General features: G+C 66.0%; 22 protein-coding genes. 10 read left to right on the plus strand and 12 right to left on the minus strand.

The window, feature by feature from the left end; translation table 11 throughout:
- Positions 1-19 precede the first annotated feature (19 nt).
- From V3B41_RS11300 to V3B41_RS11320, 5 genes are all read left to right on the plus strand, one after another.
- Positions 20-1741: a penicillin-binding protein activator gene (locus V3B41_RS11300; RefSeq protein WP_197619745.1), complete on the plus strand. Its 1722-nt coding sequence runs from the start codon at positions 20-22 to the stop codon at positions 1739-1741.
- Positions 1731-2099 (plus strand): YraN family protein, encoded by a 369-nt coding sequence (locus V3B41_RS11305; protein ID WP_180848833.1) that lies wholly within the window; start codon positions 1731-1733, stop codon positions 2097-2099. The genes V3B41_RS11300 and V3B41_RS11305 overlap by 11 nt, the downstream gene beginning before the upstream one ends.
- A gap of 110 nt (positions 2100-2209) precedes the next feature.
- Positions 2210-2818 carry a metal-dependent hydrolase gene (locus tag V3B41_RS11310; RefSeq protein ID WP_049428913.1) on the plus strand — a complete coding sequence of 203 codons (609 nt, stop codon included), beginning with the start codon at positions 2210-2212 and terminating at the stop codon, positions 2816-2818.
- The gene (locus tag V3B41_RS11315) at positions 2815-4200 is read left to right on the plus strand and encodes an FAD-linked oxidase C-terminal domain-containing protein (protein ID WP_329861091.1); all 1386 of its coding nucleotides are present in this window, start codon (positions 2815-2817) and stop codon (positions 4198-4200) included. Before V3B41_RS11310 ends, V3B41_RS11315 begins: the two co-directional genes overlap by 4 nt.
- Before the next feature lie 641 nt (positions 4201-4841).
- Complete coding sequence (locus tag V3B41_RS11320) at positions 4842-5255, plus strand: hypothetical protein (RefSeq protein WP_049428915.1); 414 nt, start codon at positions 4842-4844, stop codon at positions 5253-5255.
- 164 nt (positions 5256-5419) lie between these two features.
- On the opposite strand, the gene V3B41_RS11325 is transcribed toward V3B41_RS11320, so the two are convergent.
- The 3 genes from V3B41_RS11325 to V3B41_RS11335 all read right to left on the minus strand — a co-directional run bounded on the left by V3B41_RS11325 (position 5420) and on the right by V3B41_RS11335 (position 7764).
- Positions 5420-6355: a fimbrial protein gene (locus V3B41_RS11325; protein WP_295546745.1), complete on the minus strand. Its 936-nt coding sequence runs from the start codon at positions 6353-6355 to the stop codon at positions 5420-5422.
- Positions 6356-6605: 250 nt separating this feature from the next.
- Positions 6606-7070: a fimbrial protein gene (locus V3B41_RS11330; RefSeq protein ID WP_100443766.1), complete on the minus strand. Its 465-nt coding sequence runs from the start codon at positions 7068-7070 to the stop codon at positions 6606-6608.
- Positions 7071-7155: 85 nt separating this feature from the next.
- Entirely contained in the window at positions 7156-7764 is a 609-nt protein-coding gene (locus tag V3B41_RS11335; RefSeq protein ID WP_238378676.1) for a fimbria/pilus outer membrane usher protein, read from the minus strand.
- Here V3B41_RS11335 and V3B41_RS11340 point away from each other — a divergent pair.
- On the plus strand, positions 7744-8760 hold the full coding sequence (locus V3B41_RS11340) for an IS30 family transposase (RefSeq protein ID WP_197650621.1): 1017 nt from the start codon (positions 7744-7746) through the stop codon (positions 8758-8760). The two genes, V3B41_RS11335 and V3B41_RS11340, sit on opposite strands and share 21 nt — an antisense overlap.
- A gap of 48 nt (positions 8761-8808) precedes the next feature.
- Here V3B41_RS11340 and V3B41_RS11345 read toward each other — a convergent pair whose 3' ends face one another.
- The 8 genes from V3B41_RS11345 to V3B41_RS11380 form a co-directional block, all read right to left on the minus strand.
- A complete protein-coding gene (locus tag V3B41_RS11345; RefSeq protein ID WP_238378675.1) occupies positions 8809-9495 on the minus strand; it encodes an SGNH hydrolase domain-containing protein in 687 nt (228 codons plus the stop codon).
- A 171-nt stretch (positions 9496-9666) separates the two neighbouring features.
- Positions 9667-10155, minus strand: a complete 489-nt coding sequence (locus V3B41_RS11350; protein ID WP_295546771.1) for an acyltransferase — start codon at positions 10153-10155, stop codon at positions 9667-9669.
- The gene (locus tag V3B41_RS11355; RefSeq protein WP_329861126.1) at positions 10106-10711 is read right to left on the minus strand and encodes an acyltransferase; all 606 of its coding nucleotides are present in this window, start codon (positions 10709-10711) and stop codon (positions 10106-10108) included. Before V3B41_RS11355 ends, V3B41_RS11350 begins: the two co-directional genes overlap by 50 nt.
- Positions 10712-10928: 217 nt before the next feature.
- Positions 10929-12059: a fimbrial protein gene (locus tag V3B41_RS11360; protein WP_238378674.1), complete on the minus strand. Its 1131-nt coding sequence runs from the start codon at positions 12057-12059 to the stop codon at positions 10929-10931.
- A 190-nt stretch (positions 12060-12249) separates the two neighbouring features.
- Positions 12250-12516, minus strand: coding sequence for an autotransporter outer membrane beta-barrel domain-containing protein (locus tag V3B41_RS11365; RefSeq protein ID WP_329861099.1), 267 nt, complete (start codon positions 12514-12516; stop codon positions 12250-12252).
- A gap of 112 nt (positions 12517-12628) precedes the next feature.
- A complete protein-coding gene (locus tag V3B41_RS11370; RefSeq protein WP_049429505.1) occupies positions 12629-13051 on the minus strand; it encodes an autotransporter outer membrane beta-barrel domain-containing protein in 423 nt (140 codons plus the stop codon).
- A gap of 190 nt (positions 13052-13241) precedes the next feature.
- Positions 13242-13751 carry a fimbrial protein gene (locus tag V3B41_RS11375; protein WP_329861101.1) on the minus strand — a complete coding sequence of 170 codons (510 nt, stop codon included), beginning with the start codon at positions 13749-13751 and terminating at the stop codon, positions 13242-13244.
- Between the two features lie 41 nt (positions 13752-13792).
- Positions 13793-16243, minus strand: coding sequence for a fimbria/pilus outer membrane usher protein (locus V3B41_RS11380; protein WP_329861128.1), 2451 nt, complete (start codon positions 16241-16243; stop codon positions 13793-13795).
- Between the two features lie 394 nt (positions 16244-16637).
- Here V3B41_RS11380 and V3B41_RS11385 point away from each other — a divergent pair, with 394 nt between their 5' ends.
- The 4 genes from V3B41_RS11385 to V3B41_RS11400 all read left to right on the plus strand — a co-directional run bounded on the left by V3B41_RS11385 (position 16638) and on the right by V3B41_RS11400 (position 19373).
- Complete coding sequence (locus tag V3B41_RS11385; RefSeq protein WP_049429503.1) at positions 16638-17150, plus strand: fimbrial protein; 513 nt, start codon at positions 16638-16640, stop codon at positions 17148-17150.
- Between the two features lie 62 nt (positions 17151-17212).
- Positions 17213-17935 (plus strand): molecular chaperone, encoded by a 723-nt coding sequence (locus V3B41_RS11390; protein WP_100443859.1) that lies wholly within the window; start codon positions 17213-17215, stop codon positions 17933-17935.
- Positions 17932-18900, plus strand: coding sequence for a fimbrial protein (locus V3B41_RS11395; RefSeq protein WP_238378673.1), 969 nt, complete (start codon positions 17932-17934; stop codon positions 18898-18900). Before V3B41_RS11390 ends, V3B41_RS11395 begins: the two co-directional genes overlap by 4 nt.
- Before the next feature lie 101 nt (positions 18901-19001).
- A complete protein-coding gene (locus V3B41_RS11400) occupies positions 19002-19373 on the plus strand; it encodes a DUF805 domain-containing protein (RefSeq protein WP_049429502.1) in 372 nt (123 codons plus the stop codon).
- A gap of 200 nt (positions 19374-19573) precedes the next feature.
- Here the strand turns inward: V3B41_RS11400 and thiL are convergent, their stop codons facing one another.
- Positions 19574-20536: a thiamine-phosphate kinase gene (gene thiL / locus V3B41_RS11405; protein WP_049429501.1), complete on the minus strand. Its 963-nt coding sequence runs from the start codon at positions 20534-20536 to the stop codon at positions 19574-19576.
- Positions 20537-20660 lie beyond the last annotated feature (124 nt).

Raw genomic sequence — 20660 nt, forward strand, 5'->3', positions numbered from 1 at the left:
TCATCGCATGGACCCGATCATGAACAAGCCCGCCGCACGGATCTCCGCCCTGTCGTTGTCGCTGATGCTGCTGGCCGGCTGTGCCACCACCAGCCTGACCAGCGCGCCCGAATCGCCGGCCCAGAGCCAGGCGCTGGCGCTGATCGAACAGGGCAAGCCGCGCGACGCCGCACTGCAGCTGGAAGGCCTGGCCGCCACCCTGCGCGGCGGTGCCCGCGCCAACGCCCTGGCCGATGCAGCCTGGGCCTGGAACCTGGCCGGCGACAGCGCCCGCGCGCGCAGCCTGCTGGGCCAGCTCACCGCCCGCCAGCTGACCGGCGCCAGCCTGCAGCGCTACCAGCTGACCGGCGCCGAGCTGGCACTGGCCGACAAGCAGCCGGCACAGGCCCTGGCCCTGCTGAAGGACAGTGGCGACAACGTACTGCCGGCCCTGCGCACGCGCTGGCACCTGGCCCGCGCCACTGCCCTGCAGGGCACCGGCGATGCCTTCGGTGCCGCCACCGAGCGCGCACGCGCCCACGCCAGCCTGACCGGCAGCGCACGCAGCGAGAACCAGGCCGCCATTGCCGGCCTGCTCGGTACGCTTGACGATGCCACCCTGCGCAGCCGTGCCGCCGCCCTGCCGGCCAACGACCCGTTGTACAACTTCGCCGGCCGCGCGCTGATCGCGCGTGGCCTGCCTCTGCCGCGCCCGTTCGACCGCGACGGCGCCGCCCAGTTCGATACCAGCAAGCGCCCGCCGGCCATGAGCGACGGTTACCGTCCGCCGGCCAAGCTGGCCGTGCTGCTGCCGCTCAGCGGCCGCCTGGCCACCGCCGCGCAGCCGGTGCGCGATGGCCTGCTGGCCGCCTACTACGGCGAGACCCGCCGCCGCCCGGACATCAACTTCATCGACACCGCCGGTACCCCGGCCGGTGCGCTGGCCGCGTATGACAAGGCCGTCGCCTCCGGTGCCGACTTCGTGGTCGGCCCGCTGGGCCGCGACGAAGTGGACGCCGTGTACGGCCGCCAGCAGCTGCAGGTGCCGGTGCTGGCCCTGAACCGTGGCAAGGATGCGCCGCCAGCCGGCAGCGCCGGCTTCTCGCTGGCACCGGAAGACGACGGCATCGTCGCTGCCGAGTACCTGCGTGGCCGCGAGCGCGGCAAGGCGCTGGTGATCAACAGTGCCGACGACACCGGCCGCCGTGCCGCTGCGGCCTTCGCCCAGCGCTTCGCCCAGCGTGGCGGCCAGGTGGTGGCCACCGTCGGCGTCAGCGACGCGGTTGGCGATGTCGGCGCGCAGGTGCGCAATGCCGGCCAGGTCGATGCCGTGTTCCTCGCCGTGCGCGCCCCGCAGGCCCGCCTGCTGGCGCCGCAGCTGGCGCTGGCAGGTGCCGGTGGCGCCACCCGCGTCGGCACCTCGCAGCTGACCGTCGGTAGCGGCAAGGTGGAAGAAGACGTGGCGCTGGACGGCATCGTCTACCCGAACGAAGCCTGGAACGTGCGCAGCGTGTCCGGCCTGCCCTCGGCCAGCCAGGTGGCCAGCACCCTGCCCAGCGCACGCGGTGCCGCCGGCCGCCTGTTCGCCTTCGGCGCCGATGCCTGGAAGATCACCGCCTACCTGGACAAGCTGTCCAACGAAGGCGGCCTGGACGGCGCCACCGGCACCCTGTTCCTGGACAGCAACGGCAACATCCTGCGCCAGCCGGCCTGGTCCACCTTCAATGGCGGCCGGCCGATGCCGATCGTCGGTGGTCGCTGAGCGCAGCCAACGGGGCTCGGCGGTGGAAGCCGCCGCCGAGCAGCATCTGCAACAGGCCGGACTGCAGCCGCGTGCGCGCAACGTGCGTTATCGCGGCGGTGAACTGGACCTGGTGATGGACGATGCCGGCACCGTGGTGTTCGTGGAAGTGCGTTACCGCGCGCGATCCGACTTCGGTGGCGGCGCTGCCTCGGTGGACGTGCGCAAGTGTCGACGCCTGGCCCATGCCGCGTTGTTGTATCTGCAGGACAACCCTGCACTGGCCAATGCGCCCTGTCGTTTCGACGTGGTGGAAGCCACGGGTGAACCGCCGCAGTTGCATTGGCTGCGGGATGCGTTCCGGTTGGATGATTGCTGATGGGTACCGTCCGCTTTGGTAGAGGCCAACCTTGGTCGGTGCTTCTGTGCCAACCAAGGTTGGCACCTGCCAGCGCGCAACCTGGCCGGCACGACCATGGTGCGTGACTGATGCCGTCCATCATCACCCATGCCGCTGTGCCGCTGGCGCTGTGGTGCGCCGCCGATCGTGGCCGCATTCCTGCGTGGCTGCTGGCTGCCGGTGTGGTCGCCGCGATGCTGCCCGATGCCGATGTACTGGCCTTTGCACTGCACATTCCCTATGCCGATGCGTTCGGCCATCGCGGTGCAAGCCATTCGTTGTTGTTTGCCGGGGTTCTGGCGGTGTTGGCCGCGGTGTGGGCGTTCTTTGGTAGCGGCCGACCTTGGTCGGCGGTTTCGTGCCAACCAAGGTTGGCACCTACCACGGCGCGGCCAACGGTGGCGTCCACCGTGCAGGCGGCGGCATTCGTCTTCATCTGCGCCGCCAGCCATCCCCTGCTCGACGCCATGACCTCCGGCGGCCTTGGCGTTGCCCTGGCCTGGCCGTGGAGCGAACACCGCTTCTTCGCCCCGTGGCGGCCGATCCGCGTTTCACCGTTCGCCCCGCAGTTCTTCAGCGCGCGCGGCATCGCCACCCTTCTCTCTGAACTGCGCTGGGTGTGGCTGCCGCTGGCCGGCGCCGTTGTTGCCTGGAAACTGATCCAACCCGCCCCTGCTGTCCCGCGAGATCCGTCATGAGTACTGCCCTGCCCGCTGCCCTGGTTGCCGAACTGTCTGCCCTGCTGGGCGCGGAGGGCTGGCGCATGGATGACAACGCGCTGGAGGCGAACGCGCAGGACAACTCGTGGCGCCACCAGCGCCCCGCTGCCGTCGCGCTGCCCGCCAGCATCGAACAGGTACAGGCACTGGTGCGCGCCTGCCGTGCACATCGCGTGGCGCTGATCGCGCGCGGCGCGGGCACCGGCACCACCGGTGCTGCGGTGCCATTGCCCGGCAGCATCGTGCTGTCGTTCACTCGCATGGATCGCATCATCGACATCCGTGCCGGTGATCGCTGCGCCGTGGTGCAGCCGGGTGCGTTGAACGGAACCCTGCAGCAGGCACTGGCGCCGCACGGCCTGTTCTGGGCGCCGGACCCGTCCAGCGCGGAGATCTGCAGCGTGGGCGGCAACCTGGCCTGCAACGCCGGTGGCCCGCGCGCGGTGAAGTACGGCACCAGCCGCGACAACGTGCTGGGCCTGGTGGCAGTGACCGGCACCGGCGAGGTGATCCGCTGCGGCGGCGCCTACACCAAGGATTCCACCGGCTACGACCTCACCCACCTGCTGGTGGGCAGCGAAGGCACACTGGCGCTGATCGTGGAAGCCACCCTCAAGCTCACCCCGCTGCCGGTCAGCCAGGCCGGCCTGCGCGTGCTGTACCGCGATGCCGATGCGGCCGCCGCCGCGGTGTCACGCCTGATGTCGCAGCCAGTGGTGCCCACGCGACTGGAATTCATGGACGCCCGCAGCCTGGAGCTGCTGCGCCTCAACGGTGCCGAAGTACCCGAGGCTGGCGCGATGCTGCTCGTGGAAGCCGATGGCGACCACGACACCCTGCCCTACCTGCTGCAGGCACTGGCCAGCGCCACCGAGGGCGACGGCATGATCGAGCTGGACGTGGCGATGGAAGGCCGCGCACGCGACCAGCTGTGGGCCGCACGCAAGGCGCTGTCGCCGGCACTGCGCACCGTGGCACCCGGCAAGATCAATGAAGACGTAGTGGTGCCGGTGTCGCGCATTCCGGAACTGGTGGCCGGCGTGCAGGCATTGGCACGCGACTACACGCTCACCATCGTCACCTTCGGTCATGCCGGCAACGGCAACCTGCACGTCAACATCCTCTACCACCCGAACGATGCCGACGAGAACGCACGCGCGCATGCCGCGCTGCCGAAGATCTTCGAACTGACGCTGTCGCTGGGCGGCACGCTCTCTGGCGAACACGGCATTGGCTTGGCCAAGCGCGATTTCATGGCGCAGGCGTTCAGCCCGGCCACGCTGGCGGCGATGCGCGCGATCAAGTCCGCGCTGGACCCGGATGGGATTCTCAACCCGGGCAAGGTGCTGCCGCCGGTGTGAGGCCAACAGTTGCACCCACCGCGCTGTAGAGCCGAGCCCATGCTCGGCTGCTCTCCGTTCTGATCACGATGCACCCGCGCTTCGCGCAGTAAGCCGAGCATCGGCTCGGCTCTACAAGGGGCTTCCGCGCAGCCTCCATTGCACGTTCCGCCTTCTGTAGAGCCGAGCCATGCTCGGCTGCTTTCCGGTCAGATCACGAAGAACGCTGCGCTTCGCGCTGTGAGCCGAGCATCGGCTCGGCTCCACAAGGACGCTGCGCGAATGCTGACGCATTCGCCTCACAATGCGCGACCACACTGCGCCTGCATGCAGATTGCAACAATTTTGAATTTGAAACTTTCCTCATTGGTACAGCAGCACCTACGTGCGCAAGATGTAGATGCCACCGACGACGGGTGGCACGGGCTTCCAATCCCGTTTGATTAGTGTCGTTTACGCTTGCCTGCCGGCGTCACCGCCTTCCCTCGTGCCTGGGTGGCGTCGGCAGGCATTCTGTCCGCGGATCTTTGGCGGGCGGTGCGTGGGGGCCTCGTGCCCGCCGGCATTTGGCGACACTAATCACCGGTATTGGAACCACGCACCGTCCGCCACCCTCGCTGTTAAGCGGGGTGGCCCCTTGCTTCGCACACAAGGACGCCGCCATGACCACTTCCCACTATCCCCACCTGTTTGCCACCTTGGGCGAGGCCGCCACGCGCCTGCCTGACGACCTGGCGCGCACGCTCGAAAGCACCTTCGCCGCACTGCAGGAAGGCGAAGAGCCCGGCACCATCACGCTGCTGCACTGCCTGCAGCACATCCGCCAGGGCGACGCCGCCGATGGACAGCCGTGGCCTGGCAAAGGCCGCACGCCGGGGCAGCGGCTGGCACTGGCGCGCATCGACCGCGCCAATGCCGGGCTGACGTTTCTGTTGGAGTTGCTGCACGCTACAGAACGCGTGCGCGTGGATGGTGAGGTCAGCCAGCAGGTAGGCGATGACGCGCGCGAGGGATTGCTGCTGGCGTGCCGTGGGCTGGCCGAATATGTGGATGCGCAGCTGCACGCTGCATTGTAGAGCCGAGCCATGCCCGGCTGCTTTCCTGCCTGTCGTCTCGCGATGAAGCAGCGCTACGCGCGCAGCCGAGCATGGCTCGGCTCTACGTCGGCTGCACCAGCGCGCTATTTCCGCGGGGTCAATCGGCAGCTGGCGCAGGTGCGAAGGCACCAAGCGACTTCCGCTCAATAATAGTTGGCCACCAGCACCGCCTGGCCAATGATCTCGCCGGCCAGCAACGGCTCACCTGCCAGGCGGATATAGCGCGCAGTGAACGGGATGCGTTCACTGGCGCCGGTGGAATCGGTATGCGCCCACACCCGTCCCATCGGCAACGGCAGACCGTTGTGCAGCACCTGCAGGCCCACACCCTGCGCACTGGAACCGGCCGCGGGCGCCAGAATGTCGCTCATGTTGCTGCGATCGGTGGCATCGTAGATTTCCAACGACACCGGACGGCCGGGAACACCGCAGTCCATCTGCACAGTAAAGTCCTTCGCGCCACCGCTACCAGTGGCGTCCAGCGCATCGGCGCTGATGGGGTCGAGCACGGGGCTGGCATCCATCAACGCGCAGGTGGTGCCCTGGAATTCATAGCCCAACTCGAAATGGAACTCGGCCGAGCCGGAGCCGAGCACCTGTACCGAGCCAAGTCGGCGCTGTGTCTGCGGTCGCATTGGGCCACCGCGGGAATAGAAGTACAGCTCGGCTTCCATGTAGTTTCCAGCAGCCTCGAATGACCAGGAATTATCACGCAATGCATCGATCGCACCGCCAACACCTTCAGCGCCATTGTCTGGAGAGTTGCTGAAGTACACGACAACCAGCGGAGAGTCCGGGCTCAGTTCGTATGCAGGTTCATCGTTAATGTCTCTCACGTAGGTCAATCCACTCAGCGCTGCGCGCAAGGTGGCCGACTCTTCAGCGTCGCACTGATAGTTGATGGCGGAGCTGTGCGCCACATGCAGCAAAACATCTGGCTCAGGCACGAAGCGCACCGGCACGGTCTGTGCGTAGGTGACGCTTGGAACATTGGGCACGCACGCCGCATGCGCGGCAAAGCCGAACGACGTCAGTCCGGCCAGCGTCAGTGCGCGCGCGACGTTGGGAACAACGTACATGATGGCTCCGGGGTGAAAGGTCGAAGCAATGCATGGTGCAGTTCAAACGGGCGCAGGACCATGCAACTTGTTGCGAAGTACGGCGAGCGGCGATTCGTGGCATTCGCGGGTCGCGCGCATACGCGCGCGTGGTGAGAGATGTGCAGCTTCACGTCGCTTGTGGAGGCGAGCCTTCGAGACATCACGGCCCCTGCGCGCCTCAGCCGAGCATGGCTCGACTCTACAACAACGCAGCCGCGCAAGCTCGACTCTACTCGTAGTCGGCAGTGACGGTGATTTCCGAGCGCACTTCACCTGCCTGCAGGCCGGTCAACGCGGTTGCGTAGTAGCCCGCGCGCAGCGGGAAGCTCGCCGTTGCACCGGTCACCGGCACCTCGATACCGGTATCCCCGTTCTTCAGATAGGTCGTTCCCGTGGCACCCGCCAGCAAGGCCACGCTCACACCCACTGCGGGGTCGGTGCTGGCCGTGTTCTGCCAGCGCTCGGCATCACCTGTGGCCGCCGTGCCGCTGAAGGACAGCACCGCCTTGCTCACGCCTACGCAACCGGTGAAGTTGAGCACGCCAGCCTTCAATCCGTTGTCGCCCACCACCAGTTCATCGGCCTTGATCGGATCAAGGGCGATCGGCGGTGCCGCCAGGGTGCAGGTGCCAGGCAGCACACGGCCGCTGATGGTGAGGGTGGCGGTGTCGGCCAGGGCGACGGAAGGAAACATGCCAGCGCAGGCTACCAAGGCGCAGACGAGAAACGAGGATTTCATGGAATTCTCCTGATTGGGGATGAACGACCGTAATGGATGCTCACAACGACGCGCTGGCCGCCGCCAGACGCTGTGGAACGCACACTCCCACGCTCCACGACAGCCCATAGGCGTCCGGAGCGTCAGGCATGCGGTACTCGATGCGGCAGCGCGCCGCGCCTTCGGGATCGATAATCAAGGCACCTGCATCCTGCGCGCCACGCAGCTGGATCACCCCGCCCTGCCCCACTGCGCCCAGCGGCAGGCCATCTTCGCTATGCACCTGCGCGGCAAACGGCAACGGCTGGCCCAGCGCGTCGGTGGCATCGATGAACAGGGTGCGCTCGCGGCGTACTTCAAACGGCACGCGCACGATGCCACCGGCGGTCGGTGCCACGCGCTGCGAGGTCTGCAGCAGTTCAACCTCCATCGGCAGGCCGGCCGGATCCAGATCCAGCGTGTTCCAGCGGTACGGGCTGATGTGCGGCACCAGTGCATAGCCATTGCCGGCCACGCGCACGCCCGTGCTGCTGCCCACGCGTGCCCCCTGCGCGCCCGGTGCCTGTACCAGCGCGAAGCCATCGCCGACCGGTGCCCCCAGATTGATGCCACCGCCATGCAACACCCCGCAACCGCGTAGGGTGCCCGCATGGGAAAGCATTACAGTCATTTGAGTTCCGAGGAACGTGCCGTGCTGCAGATCGAAGTCAGCAACGGGTCCAGCATTCATTCCATTGCCAGGCGTCTCAGTCGCAGCGCTTCCACCCTGTCGCGGGAACTGGGCCGGCAGGAGCACCCGGGATACGTTGCCAGGCTCGCAGGGCAGCGTTACCAGCTGCGCCGAAAGCGCAGCGTTCGCAGGCGAAAGCTGGTGGAGAGCAGCGCACTTTTCCAGAGTGTTCGTGACGATCTGGTCTTCTATCGCTGGTCGCCTCAGCAGATTGCTGCCAAGCTTCGGGTCATGCATCCGGATGACCCGAGCAAGCGCGTGAGCCACGAGACGATCTACGCTGCCATCTACGCGCACCCGCGCGGTGGTTTGAAGAAAGAGCTTGTGGAAGCGTTGCGCCAGCACAAGCCAACGCGTGGTCTGCGTCGCACCAGTGCCGCCAAGCGCACATGGGTGCCTGAGGAGCTTCGCATCGCCCACAGGCCGGAAGAAGTGGCTGAGCGTTTGATACCGGGGCATTGGGAAGGCGACCTGATAAAGGGCGCGTTCAACCGCTCCTGCGTGGGCACGCTGGTGGAGCGCAAGACGCGCTTCGTCCTGCTGTGCAGGATGGATGGCTGCACTGCAGAGGACGCGCTGGAAGGCTTTACGCGGCAGATGAAGAAGCTGCCTCACTTTCTGCTTGGAAGTCTGACCTACGACCGCGGCACCGAGATGACCTGCTACAAGGAGCTCATGCGACGGCTGAACATCGATCTCTGGTTCGCCGACCCACATGCGCCGTGGCAACGCGGCAGCAACGAGAACACCAATGGCCTGCTGCGCCAGTTCATGCCCAAGGGCGCTGACCTGTCCAAGGCCAGCCAGGAATATCTCAACAACGTTGCCGACCTGATGAACGCACGTCCGCGACAGACGCTTGGCTGGAAGACGCCGAATCAAGCGGTGGAAGAGGAATTCGCAAAGTTCAATTCAAGTGTTGCGCTTGCAAGTTGAGACCGCCGTTTCAAGAGCAGCCGAGCATGGCTCGGCTCTACAGGAAGATCAGTCGAGCAAGCTCGACTCTACGGTGTCGATCAGCAGCTGACGGAAGTGCGGCAGCAACACGCGGTTGCCGTGTCCGCTCAAATGGTCGTTGTCGAAGAACAGCGGCTGGCCATCTTCCACTGCCAGGCAAACCTCGGGCCCGCACAGCAGCGGCAGCGGGTCCCACACGGCCAGCGACGGGTAGCGCGCGGCAAGATCGACCAGCAATGCCATCTGCGGTGCACGCAGCCTCTCCAGGTCGGCGCGGCGCATCTGCAATCCACCGGCACACGCCGGGTTCATGCGGTTGAACCAGTCCGAGCACCGATAGGCGCCGGCCTTGAACAGCGGCATCGGTGCGTCGATCACCACCTGCACGCCCAGCACCTGCAGCCGCTGCAGCACGCGCTCGGCTTCCTCGCGTGCGGCCTGGGCGTCGGCCGGCGTCTGCTGGGTCAGCAAGGTGCGGTAGACCGTCTCATCGTCCTGCTGCGACCAATCGATGCCCCGCAGTTCGGGCGTGCGCAATGCCGCCAGCAGCACGATGTCACCCGGGCGCGCCTCGCGCTCGATCTGCGAAAGCGCCTGCTCGATAAAGCCCTGGCAGGCGGCCGGGCTGGCCCGCAGCAGGTTCACGAAGCTGCAGCCGCCCTGATCGCTCTGATGCAATTCCATGCCGGTCTGGCGCGCCACCATGCTGGTCATGGTGCGATATGCAGCGGCGTGCGAATCGCCGGCAACGAACAGGCGACGTCCGTCCAGGTTCGGTGCCGCGACCGGCTCCAGCGGCCGCCAGGCCGGGTAGCGGCGCGCCTACCAGGCATGGCTGTCACGGGTCACACTCAGCGAGATGCGCTCCTGATGTTCCACGCTGGCCTACGTGGCCACGCCACACAGCGCCACCAGAAGCCCCGCCGATGCCAGCGTCTTCATCGGCGCCCAACGCAGCAATGGCCCGGCGTTCCGCAGCGGCTGCTCGACCAAGTGATAAGACGCAGCCGACACCGCCAGCAGCAGCACTGGGTACAGCCACAATGCCGCGCCCTGCAGCCCATAAGTCCAACGCAGCAGCACCAGCAGCGGCCAGTGCCACAGATACAGCGAGTACGACAGGCGGCCCAGATACACCAGCGGCGACCAGCCCAGAACCCGGGCGATACCACCATCTGCCTGTCGGGAAACGCCTGCCAACAGCAGCAGCGTGCCGACCACGGTGGCCAGCACGCCCGGCATCGGCATGGGCAGATGCCGGGCCATCCATCCGCCGGCCACCAGCAACGCCAGACCTGCAGTCGCCACGAGATGCGCATATCGGCTATCCACGCGCGTCCGCGTCCATTGGTACAGCAGCGCGCCGGCCGCCAGTTCCCAGAACCAGGTAGAACGCCGATGTCGGTGCCACCTGCGCCTGCCAGCCCGCCCATAGCACCGACAGCCCGGTGAGTACCGGCAACAACGCAGGTGTCCGCCACCAGTACCCGCGGCCGCGCAGCCACACCATGAACACCAGCGGGAAGACCAGATAGAACTGCTCTTCCACACCCAATGTCCACGTATGCAGGAACGGATTCAGTTCTGCGCCGGGGGAGAAATAGTCATCGTCCTGGCCGGCCAGGACAATGTTGCTGAGCCCGGCCAACGCGGCCCAGCCGGTCTGGTCGAACTGCTCGTTGCGCCATGCGCGCGGAATGAACAGGGCCGACAGCACGAAGGTGGCCAGCAGCATCAGCAGCAGCACCGGCAACAGCCGCAGCGCGCGACGTCGATAGAAATCCAGCAGCAGACGGGCCGTGGGCTGGGAGCCACGCGACGCCAGCGCCTGACTGATCCCGAAGCCGGAAATGACGAAGAACATGTCCACGCCGGTGAAGCCACCGGGCAGCCACGCAGCATCGATATGAAAAACAATGACGGCCAGCACGGCCAATGCGCTCCCGCCATCGATGGCGGGAGCGTGTGGACGAATGAAGGCAGACATACGGAGAAGGCAATCGGCGACAAGGGAGGGGCCAGCATTGCTATCCCCAACCCTGAGCTCAATGGACGATTACGTCAGCGATGAGAGTTACTCAGGGGAGATCCAGAATCAATGCCCTGACAGACCGTTACCAGTTGGTAGTACGTCAAACAGATGAAGGTCAGTTGTAGTCCAGGCTCAGCGTTGCCTGCCCCTTGATCTCACCAGGCTCCAATGCTTCTGCATTGCGCACGTAACGCGCGCTGAAGGGAATGTTCTGCATACCCACCCGTGACGGACCATGATCCCAGGTCTCGCCAAACCTCACCGCATTACCACCCCGCAACAGCTCCAGGTCCACCCCCCGCGCATCGGAGTCCGACGTCGGTGTCAACCGGCTGCCCACGTTACCGGAATCGAGCGCGTCCACAATCTGCAACGTGACATTGGCACCTGCCGTCAGACAATTCATCTGCATGTTGAAGGTCTTCTCGCCGATCGGGCGCCCTACCGCAGGCAGCGCATCAGCGGAAACATTGTCAAGTACCACCGAGTTGTCACCGATCGTACACGTCGGCGAACGCATCTGTATGCCCAGACTGACCGGAACGGTTACCGACAGCCCAGGCGCCTGCTGCAAGGTAATCTCTATCGTGCCCAGATTTCCATAGGGAGCGCCACTGGTTGGTCCGCCCCTAGCGAAAAGCCTAGTGTACAGCCTGAAATCGAGGCCGAACGAGCCGGACCTGGTGGTGTACTGCGTTGTGTTGGGCCCCATCGAAAGCGGGAGTCGGCCAGTTGGGGAGCCACTGTTCTCAATGATCGCAACGATGCCCACCAGCGGTGATCCCGGGTGCAACTCGTACGCGGGAACCGACAGACCAAACAATTCAACGTCCCGGACATAGGTAAGCCCAGGCAGATTCGCCTGGATGTTCACGTCATACGTCGCTGCTCTGCAGCCGGTGAATAAGCCGTTACGGCCTGTGTGGACATTGGTCAAGAAGGCATCCGGCTCGCTGACGTAGTTCACCGTGACGTCTTCATCAATGGGAATCTCCCTCGACACGGTGGAGCAGGCCTGCACGGTGGTACACGCGACCAGTCCAGCCACGGCTGTCAGCGCGGCAAACGATGCCCGCTGCCCACCCTTCAAAGGATTGACGCAAGACACGGAACTGCGCGGTTGCCGCAGCACTCGAAGTAGGCCGTTGCAAGGCAGCTTCAGCATCCCGAAAGCTTGCTTGCAATGAACGGCGAAGCGTCGAATCCGCGCATTCCTTCTGCGCAGGGAAAGATCGGTGGTAAGCATGAATTGTCTCCTGCTGCATCCCGGTAACGGGCGGGGTGTAATCACTGTTAGGTGGTCGCGACCCACAATGCGCCGCGAAGCTGGCGGCCGATGAGTTGTAGATGGCCAACAGTCGCTGCGCATGGTGCCGGGCCTTACTGGCCAGTGCCATGCAATTGGTTGCGGTTCTGCCAGATCAACGCCACAGCGGTTACCAGGCCATGCGTAGGCCCATCTGCGCCGAGATCCTACGCTGGCCGCGACCACCGTGCTCCGCGTTCAGGCCCGCCCAGGCGCCCCGGCGCACGCCCCACTGCAGATCGACACCCGCCTGCAGTTCACGCCGATCGCTTTTCCGAGAATCGTGCATGTCGCCGCTCAGCCAGTACACGGCCGCATAGGGTTGCAGCAGGCTGCGCTGGCCCTCATGCCAGGTGGAAACCCGCAGCCCCCGCACCGGCCTCCATGCCGTCGGCATGCCGCAACAGCACCTGCGGCTGCAGCTGCAATGGCCAACGTGCGCCCCTACGCAAATTGAATGTGAAGCCGCCTTCCAGCGACGCCAGCCATGGCCGCGAGTCGCGGGCCGCTTATGTCAGGCTCGCGCCGTACACATGGCTGCGGAACTGCGCCGCCTGCAGGCTGGCATCGAGATAGGCTCCAGCCGCGCCATCTGCCTGTTGCAGCCAAGTGCCGTACACGCCGACCGTAGTTCCTTGCACGCGTTCCTTCCCGCCGCGACCAGACGCCGTGGAAACCACGTGACCATCGCTGCGGCTGCTGCCCACCATCACGCCCATAAGCACATGACTCGATTGCAGCACATCGCTACCCAGCTGTACCGCCGCGCCGCTTTCGTATGCATTGTTGCTCAGCGTGGCGACACGCACCCATGCATTGCGTCCGTCTTCCAGCGTGAGTGTGCCGCGACGGTCATGCGCGCGCAGGGCCAACAGGACAGCGGCCCGAGCACTACCCAGCTGCACTGCATCGGTGGCCAAATCGCCAGCCATGACCGGTGCAGCAGCGCAAACGCCCGCAGATGGTGTGCGCGAAGGGCTGCTGCTGCCATGCCGGGGGTTGGCCGAGTATGTGGACGTGCAGTTGCACGCCGCGCTGTAGAGTCGAGCTTGCTCGACTTCGCAGACACCGCGGAAGGCAGTCGAGCAAGCTCGACTCTATGATGGGGCGGCGCGCGGCGCGTTATTCGTAGTCTGCGGTAACGGTGATTTCGGTGCGCACTTCGCCGGCCTGCAGGCCAGTCAACGCGGTGGCGTAGTAGCCGGCACGCAGCGGGTAGCTGGCGGTGGCGCCGGTGACCGGCACTTCAATACCGGTGTCGCCGTTCTTCAGGTAGGTGTTGCCGCTGGCACCGGCCAGCAGGGCCACGCTGACGCCCGCTGCCGGGTCGGTGCTGGCGGTATTCTTCCAGCGCTGCGCATCGCCATCGGCCGCCGTGCCGCTGAACGACAAGACCGCCTTGCTTACACCTACGCAGCCGGTGAAGTTCAGCGCGCTGGTTTTCAGCCCATTGTTGCCAACCACCAGCTCATCGGCCTTGATCGAGTCCAGTGTGATCGGTGGCGCCGCCAGTGTGCAGGTACCCGGCAGCACGCGACCGCTGATGGTGAGCGTGGCGGAGTCGGCCGAGGCCACGGCGGGCAGCATGCCGACAGTGATCGCGACGATACAGGCAACTAGTGAAGCTTTCATGGAATTCTCCTGACGAGGATTGAAAGTACGCGGCGGCTTACTCATAGCGAAGCGCTGGCCGCCGCCAGACGCTGCGGAACACACTCGCCCACGCTCCACGACAGCCCGTAGGCGTCGGGAGCATCGGGCATTCGGTACTCGATGCGGCAACGCGCCGCGCCTTCGGGGTCGACAATCAAGGCACCTGCATCCTGCGCGCCACGCAGCTGGATCACCCCACCCTGCCCCACCGCACCCAACGGCAAGCCGTCTTCGCTGTGTACCTGCGCGGCGAATGGCAGCGGCTGGCCCAGCGCATCGGTGGCGTCGATGAACAGCGTGCGCTCACGGCGCACGTCGAACGGCACCCGTACGATCCCACCAGCGGTCGGCGCCACGCGCTGCGAGGTCTGCAACAGTTCCACTTCCATCGGCAGGCCAGACGGATCCAGATCCAGCGTGTTCCAGCGGTACGGGCTGATGTGCGGCACCAGTGCATAGCCATTGCCGGCCACGCGCACGCCCGTGCTGCTGCCCACGCGTGCGCCCTGCGCGCCCGGTGCCTGTACCAGCGCGAAGCCATCGCCCACCGGTGCGCCCAGGTTGATGCCACCACCATGCAGCACCGCGCTGCCCGAGGCGCCCAGCGACAGGCTGCTGTAGTCGCCCACGCGGCTGTAGCCGGCATCGACGTGGCCGCGCCCGCCCTGCCACGCGGCGTAGGCACTGTGGCTGCCTTGCCCGCTGCCCTGGGTAGTGGACAGCGTGTAACTGAGCGCGCGCGATTCACCCAGGCTGCCGGTCAGGGTGGCTTGGGCCTGCCCGCCACTGCCGGCATGGCTGAGCTGGGTGCTCATGCGCGGCGCATGATGGGTGCGGCCCAGCGGCACGCTCAGGGTGAAGGCATAGCGGGTGTCCTGGCGTCCATCGCCCTGCTGGTAGCGCAGGGCCGACAGCCCGTAGTTCGCCCGCCGCGTGCTGGTCTGCACACTCAGCTGCAGGTCGCTGCGGCTGCGGCTGCTGTCCCAGTAGGCGACCTGGCCGCCGCTCAGGTGCAGCGTGGTGCGCTCTCCCAGCTTCTGCGAGAAATTCAGCTGGTAGCGCTCGCGTGCACGAAAGCCGTAACCCCATTCGTCCACCGCGCCGCCGCCGAGCACGCGCGCGGTGTCGTTCAGGCTGAGGAAGCCGCGCGTGCTGTAGCGGTAGGCAGCCAGACCGAAGTTGGTGCCGGTGGCCTGCACATAGCGCTGGTAGTTCACCCGGAAGCTGTTGCCGGACATGCGCTCACCCGGCGCCAAGTTGGCGCGCGAATGGGTGACGTCTACGCCGAAGGCGCCGATACGGGTGTTGATGGCCGCGCCCGACAACAGCGATTGGTAGTGCTGGCCGACCTGCGTACCGCCCAGCAGGGTAAGGCCGTTGCTGATGCCACGCGCGTAGGTGCCTTCGGCAAAGCGCAGCGGCTGCAGGGTGCGCTGGGTGTCGCGCAGCTCGCCCACGGTGAACGCGAAGCGCGAAGCACCTGCGCGCAGCGCCTGTGGCACTGCAGAGAAGTTCACGTTGAAGCGCTGCTCGCGGCCATCGGCCTCGGTGACCGTGACCTCCAGGTCGCCGCCGAAACTGGTGGGGTACAGATCCTCGATGGAGAATGGACCGGGCGCCACGTTGCTTTCGTGGATGATGTTGCCGTTCTGGCGGATGGTGACACGTGCCGCGCCTTCGGCGATGCCCTGCACCTTCGGCGCATAGCCGCGCAGCGAATCGGGCAGCATGCGGTCATCGCTGGCCACGCGCACACCGGTGAAGGCCACGCTGTCGAACAGCTCGCCACCGGTATTGCCCTGGCCCAGCAGCAGCTGGCTGTTCCAGGCCGGAATGTCGCGCTGCACGTGGCTGCTGATGACGTTGTAGTTCGAGCCACGCGTACTGTGTGTAAAGGAAGATCGATGACGCAGCCGCCAGGCCCCGGCATTGAACCCTGCGTTCAGGCCCAGGTAGGAACTCTCACGCCCCTGGCTTCGGTAATGATTGCCGCTGTAGTTCACGAACGCGGCCGTGATGCCGTCGTCGCGCAGCTCCGGCGCCACGAAGCCGCGTGCGGTACTGGCCTGTGCGGCCTGCGGCAGGCTGATCGACAGTTCCAGGGTGCCGCTGTCGAAGGCGACGCGTGCGCCTTGCACACGCTCTGCCAGATCGACGCAGGCCGCTGCATTGCCGGGCAGCGCATCCAGGTATTCCGGCTTCAGCGGCAGCAGGCGAACCAGCGACACTGGAATACACGGCACCGCCACGTGCGGGTCCTGGTCGATGGCGAAGCGGATGTCCTGGCTACGCAGGAACTGGCCGTTCACATGTACATCCACCGCGTAGTCGCCTGCAGGCAGCGGATTGCCGTTGACATAGCGCGCCATGTCGATGGCCTCGCCGCCAAGCAGGAAGCCTTCGCTGAACTCGGGTGCGGGTGAGGCGGCAACAGCAAGGGCGGGCAGACCCGCCAGCAGCGCGGTACCGATGGCACGTGCCAGGGGAACGGGTTTCACCGGGCGCATTGCGCCGGCCCACCGCGATGCGGCGGAAGTCGGAAACTGCATGTGGCGGGTGGCCGCGTGAGCACGCGGCGGCTTCGTGGGGGGACGCCAGACTAGGAGTGTGCTCTTGCCAATGACATTCAACTTGTTGCATTTCGCCTGACGCATCTGCACCAGTGTCGGCGACAACCCACGCTCCGCCAACAACGGGCACGAACAGCCGCCTCGCGTGCGTGATGACGCAACTGCGTGGAGGTCTTCCGCCATGCAAGTGCATTTGCAAGTTGTTGCATTCACCCGGCGACAGCAAGCGCGGAGACTACGCACCGCTGGCTGCTGCGCGGCCAATGCACATCCTTCCCTCCGTTGAGAACTTCGCATGTCCCTGAAACTGCGCCTGCTGTCCCTGTCCCTGCTCGCCGCCGCTGCGCCGGCCGCGTACGCCGAATCACTGGAAATCACCGGTGAGCTGATGCCGTCGACCTGCTCGGTCGGCTCCGCTGGCGGCACCATCACCGTGCCGATGGGCCAGGTCGATCTGGCTTCGGTGAACGCCAACACCCGTGCTGGCCAGAAGAACTTCACCATCGCGCTGGACTGCACCGGCTCGGGTGCCGAGCAGGATGTGGGCGTGCGCTTCGGCGGCACCCCGGACGGCAGCACCGGCAACCTTGCACTGACCGTCGCGTCCGGCGCCACCAACGTGGGCGTGGCCCTGTATGACGGCGCCGGCAACCACCAGAAGATCGGTGATGACCCGACCCAGTGGGTCACCATCGCCGCCGGCGGCACTGGCCAGCTGGACTACAGCGCGTGGTATGCCTCGCCGGGCCAGAACGCGACACAGGGTACCGCCAACGCCTCCGGCGATTTCGTGGTGGTCTACAAGTAAGCCCCTGGCCGCCCGGCGCACGGATGCGCCAGGCGGCCATCTTCATCATCAAGAGGTTTCCCATGAAGCACCACGCATCGACGTGGCTGTGCGCGTCGCTGGCGATGGCCGTTGCGCTGCCTGCTACCGCGGCGGTCACGCTGCAGGGTACGCGTATCGTGTACGACGCCGGCAAGGGCCGCGACACCACCGTGCGCGCCAGCAACGTGGGCGAGCTGCCGGCCATGACCCAGGTCTGGATTGACGATGGCAACGCGCAGTCGCGCCCGGAAGATGTGCGTACGCCGTTCCGGCTGACCCCCGCCGAGCCACGCCTGCTGCAATCCAAGCAGGGCCAGGCCTATCGCATCACCTACGCGCCGCGTCCATCGGAGGCACCGCTGCCGACCGACCGTGAATCGGTTTTCTACTTCAATCTGCTGGACATTCCGCCCAAGCCCGCCAACGTCGCCGACAAGAACCTGCTGCAGTTCGCCGTGCGCACACGGGTGAAGCTGTTCCATCGCCCCGCCGGCCTGCCCGGCAGCGCGCGCGATGCGGCCGCACAGTTGCAATGGCGCGCTGACGGTGGTGCGCTACAGGTGAGTAACCCCAGCGCCTACCACGTGACGCTGAGCACGCTGAAACTGGCCGATGGCCGCAGCGTGGACGTGGACATGATCGCGCCGGGCCAGAGCGCGCGCTTCGCGCTGCCGGAGGGTGCGGCGATGCCGGCGTCGGTGACCTTTACCTGGCTGGATGACTACGGCGCGCCGCGCGAGCAGCAGGCAGCGGTCAGCCGATGAAGCCTGCACGCCCGTGGCACTGGGCGCCGTTGCTGTGTCTGGTCGCGACGCTCTTCCTGTTTGAAGCGGGTGCCGCCTGGGCCTGCACTGCCGTGACCGATGGCTTTGCCAGCACGATGTATCCGGTGGTGTTGAACGAGCGCGAATCGTTCGACTACTCCTTTGGCGCGGCCGGTGTCGAGTTCAGTGGCTGCCCGAACACTGCGCCGCTGGAGTTCGAGGTGGAGTTCGATACCCCGATGACGCTGCTGGGCACGGTGGAGTACCGCGGCCTGACCTTCGGCAAGTTCCAGGCGTCTGATACTTCACCATTGGTACTGCTGGGCGTGTACGAGGAGCGCGGCGGCATTGCCAACGGCGTGGCGTTCACCATGAGTGGGCAAAGCCTGGTGCTGACCGTTCCTGCTTCGTCGCGGGCGAAGCTGTTGACCGAACTGTCGGTCTCCGGGCGTCGCAACGTACAGAGCGAAGCGATCTCGCGTACCTCGCAACTGCGCATCCGCCCGCGCAGCAATCCTTCATTGGTGGGCACAGGCACGCTTGAACTCGGGTTCGATGTCTCGGTGATACGCGACTGCGCGGTGCAAGGCGCCACGCTGACACTGGACGATGTACCCGCCAATGCACTGGCAGGTGCCGGAAGTTCGGCGGGCGACAAGGACTTCGTGGTGAACATGGCCTGCAGCCACGACAACGTGCCGGTGGAGCTGACCCTGACCGACGCGCATGTGCCCGGCGGCAGCGGCAGCATGCTTGCCGCCGCACCTGGCAGCGATGCCGCAGGCGTGCAGATCGAACTGCTGCGCAATGGCCTGCCGGTGCAGCTGGGCACGCCCTGGTCGTACGGCATGGCGCAGACCGGAAGCAACCCGATTCCGCTCAGCGCGCGCTATGCCCGCAACGCCGACGCGCTGGTGGCCGGCGCGATTGTCGGCGAAGCCGTACTGATGGCCGATTACCCCTGAGTGCCGTGGCGGTCGGGTTCAGATCCTTCTGCCAGTCGGCAGACGGATCTGAACCCGCCAATCGTGACCAGTGTTTTCACCGCCCCAAAGGAGAAAAGTAGATGCACAAGATGATGGTTCCGCTGAAGCGCTATACCCAGTTCACTGGGCGCGCCAGCCGCAGCGAGTACTGGTGGTTCCAGCTGTTCATGATGATGTTTACGGTTCCGTTGAACGTACTGGGCCTCATTGCCGGCCACATCAACTCCACATCGCTGGCGTTGGTTTCATCCGGGCTGACAGTGGCGGTATGGCTGGCACTGGCACTGCCACTGATCGCGGTGACCATTCGCCGGCTGCACGACACCGATCGTTCGGGCTGGTGGCTGCTGCTGATGTTGGTGCCGTTTGCCGGCTTGGCCGTGCTGGTGTTCATGCTGCTGCCCAGCACGCCGGTTGACAATCGGTTTGGCAAACCCGTTCCGCACGTATAAGCGATTACGCCGGGCAATGCCTGGTGTTTTTGTTTGTCGCGCCCCCGCTCTGGCAGGTGTCGACCTTGGTCGACACGAGGCCGGCAAGGAGGCCTGACAGATCAGTGCCAACCAAGGTTGGCACCTACCATGGCAACGCTCTGACGCCAAGCTGGGGTCAGAGCCCTTTGCGCTGCAAAGGGATCCGACCCCGCCATGCTTCAGGCGAAGTGCTGGTAACCACCATCGGCGGCTTCGCCATCCACATGCACGCCCTGCCCTTCGGCGATGCGGCCGATACGGGTGAGCGGCAGGTCCAGCGATTCGGCGAGGTAATGCAGCGCATCGCGCTGGTCAGCGGCGGCGGTGAAGCACAGTTCGTAGTCGTCACCGCCGCGCAGTGCGCATTCGCGGGCGGTTTCACGGCCCAGCAGCTCACGCAGCGCATTCGAAATCGGCAACAGATCGGCATCGACATGCGCGGCCACCGCGCTGCGCGTGGCGATGTGGCCCAGGTCGGCCAACAGGCCATCAGACACGTCCACCGCTGCATGCGCGAACGCCCGCAGGCGCAGGCCGAGGGTGACGCGCGGCGTCGGTCGCAGCAGGCGCAGGCGCAGGCTTTCGTAGTCGGCCAGCAGCGTGGCGGTGGCCACGTTCAGCGCACCCTGCTGCCACAGGCGCAGCGCACCGGCGGCATCGCCCAGCGTGCCACTGACCCAGATATCGTCGCCCACCTGTGCACGGTCGCGGCGCAGTGCCTGGCCACGGCCGACCTGGCCCATCGCAGTGACCGACAGCGACAGCGGGCCGCGCGTGGTGTCGCCACCGATCAGCGCGATGTCGTGCTGGTCGGCGAGGGCGAAGAAACCGTCGGCGAAGGCTTCGATCCAATCCTCGCTCGCATCGGGCAATGACAGCGCCAGCGTGCACCACGCCGGGCGCGCGCCCATCGCAGCGAGGTCGGACAGGTTGACGGCCAGCGTCTTCCAGCCGATGTCGAACGCCGGGGTTTCGGCCGGGAAATGCACGCCGCTGTTGAGCGTATCGGCGGTGACCACCAGCTGTTCGTTCGGGCGCGGCTGCAGCAGCGCGGCGTCATCACCGATGCCGAGCAGGATGTCGTCGCGCTCGAGGGTGCGGGCGCGGATGCGGTCGATGAGGGCGAATTCGGCCAGGGACATGGGGGCGCTCCGGCGGGTTGCATGGATGGGCGGCGGGCGCGGGTGGATCGTGCCGATGGGGGACAACCGATGGGAAACCGATCGGATGGAACCGGTGGGAATCCGACGGGGTAGAGTCGACTGT

It is taken from the genome of Stenotrophomonas sp. SMYL89 (genome assembly GCF_036319985.1).
Taxonomy (GTDB): Bacteria; Pseudomonadota; Gammaproteobacteria; order Xanthomonadales; family Xanthomonadaceae; genus Stenotrophomonas; species Stenotrophomonas maltophilia_Q.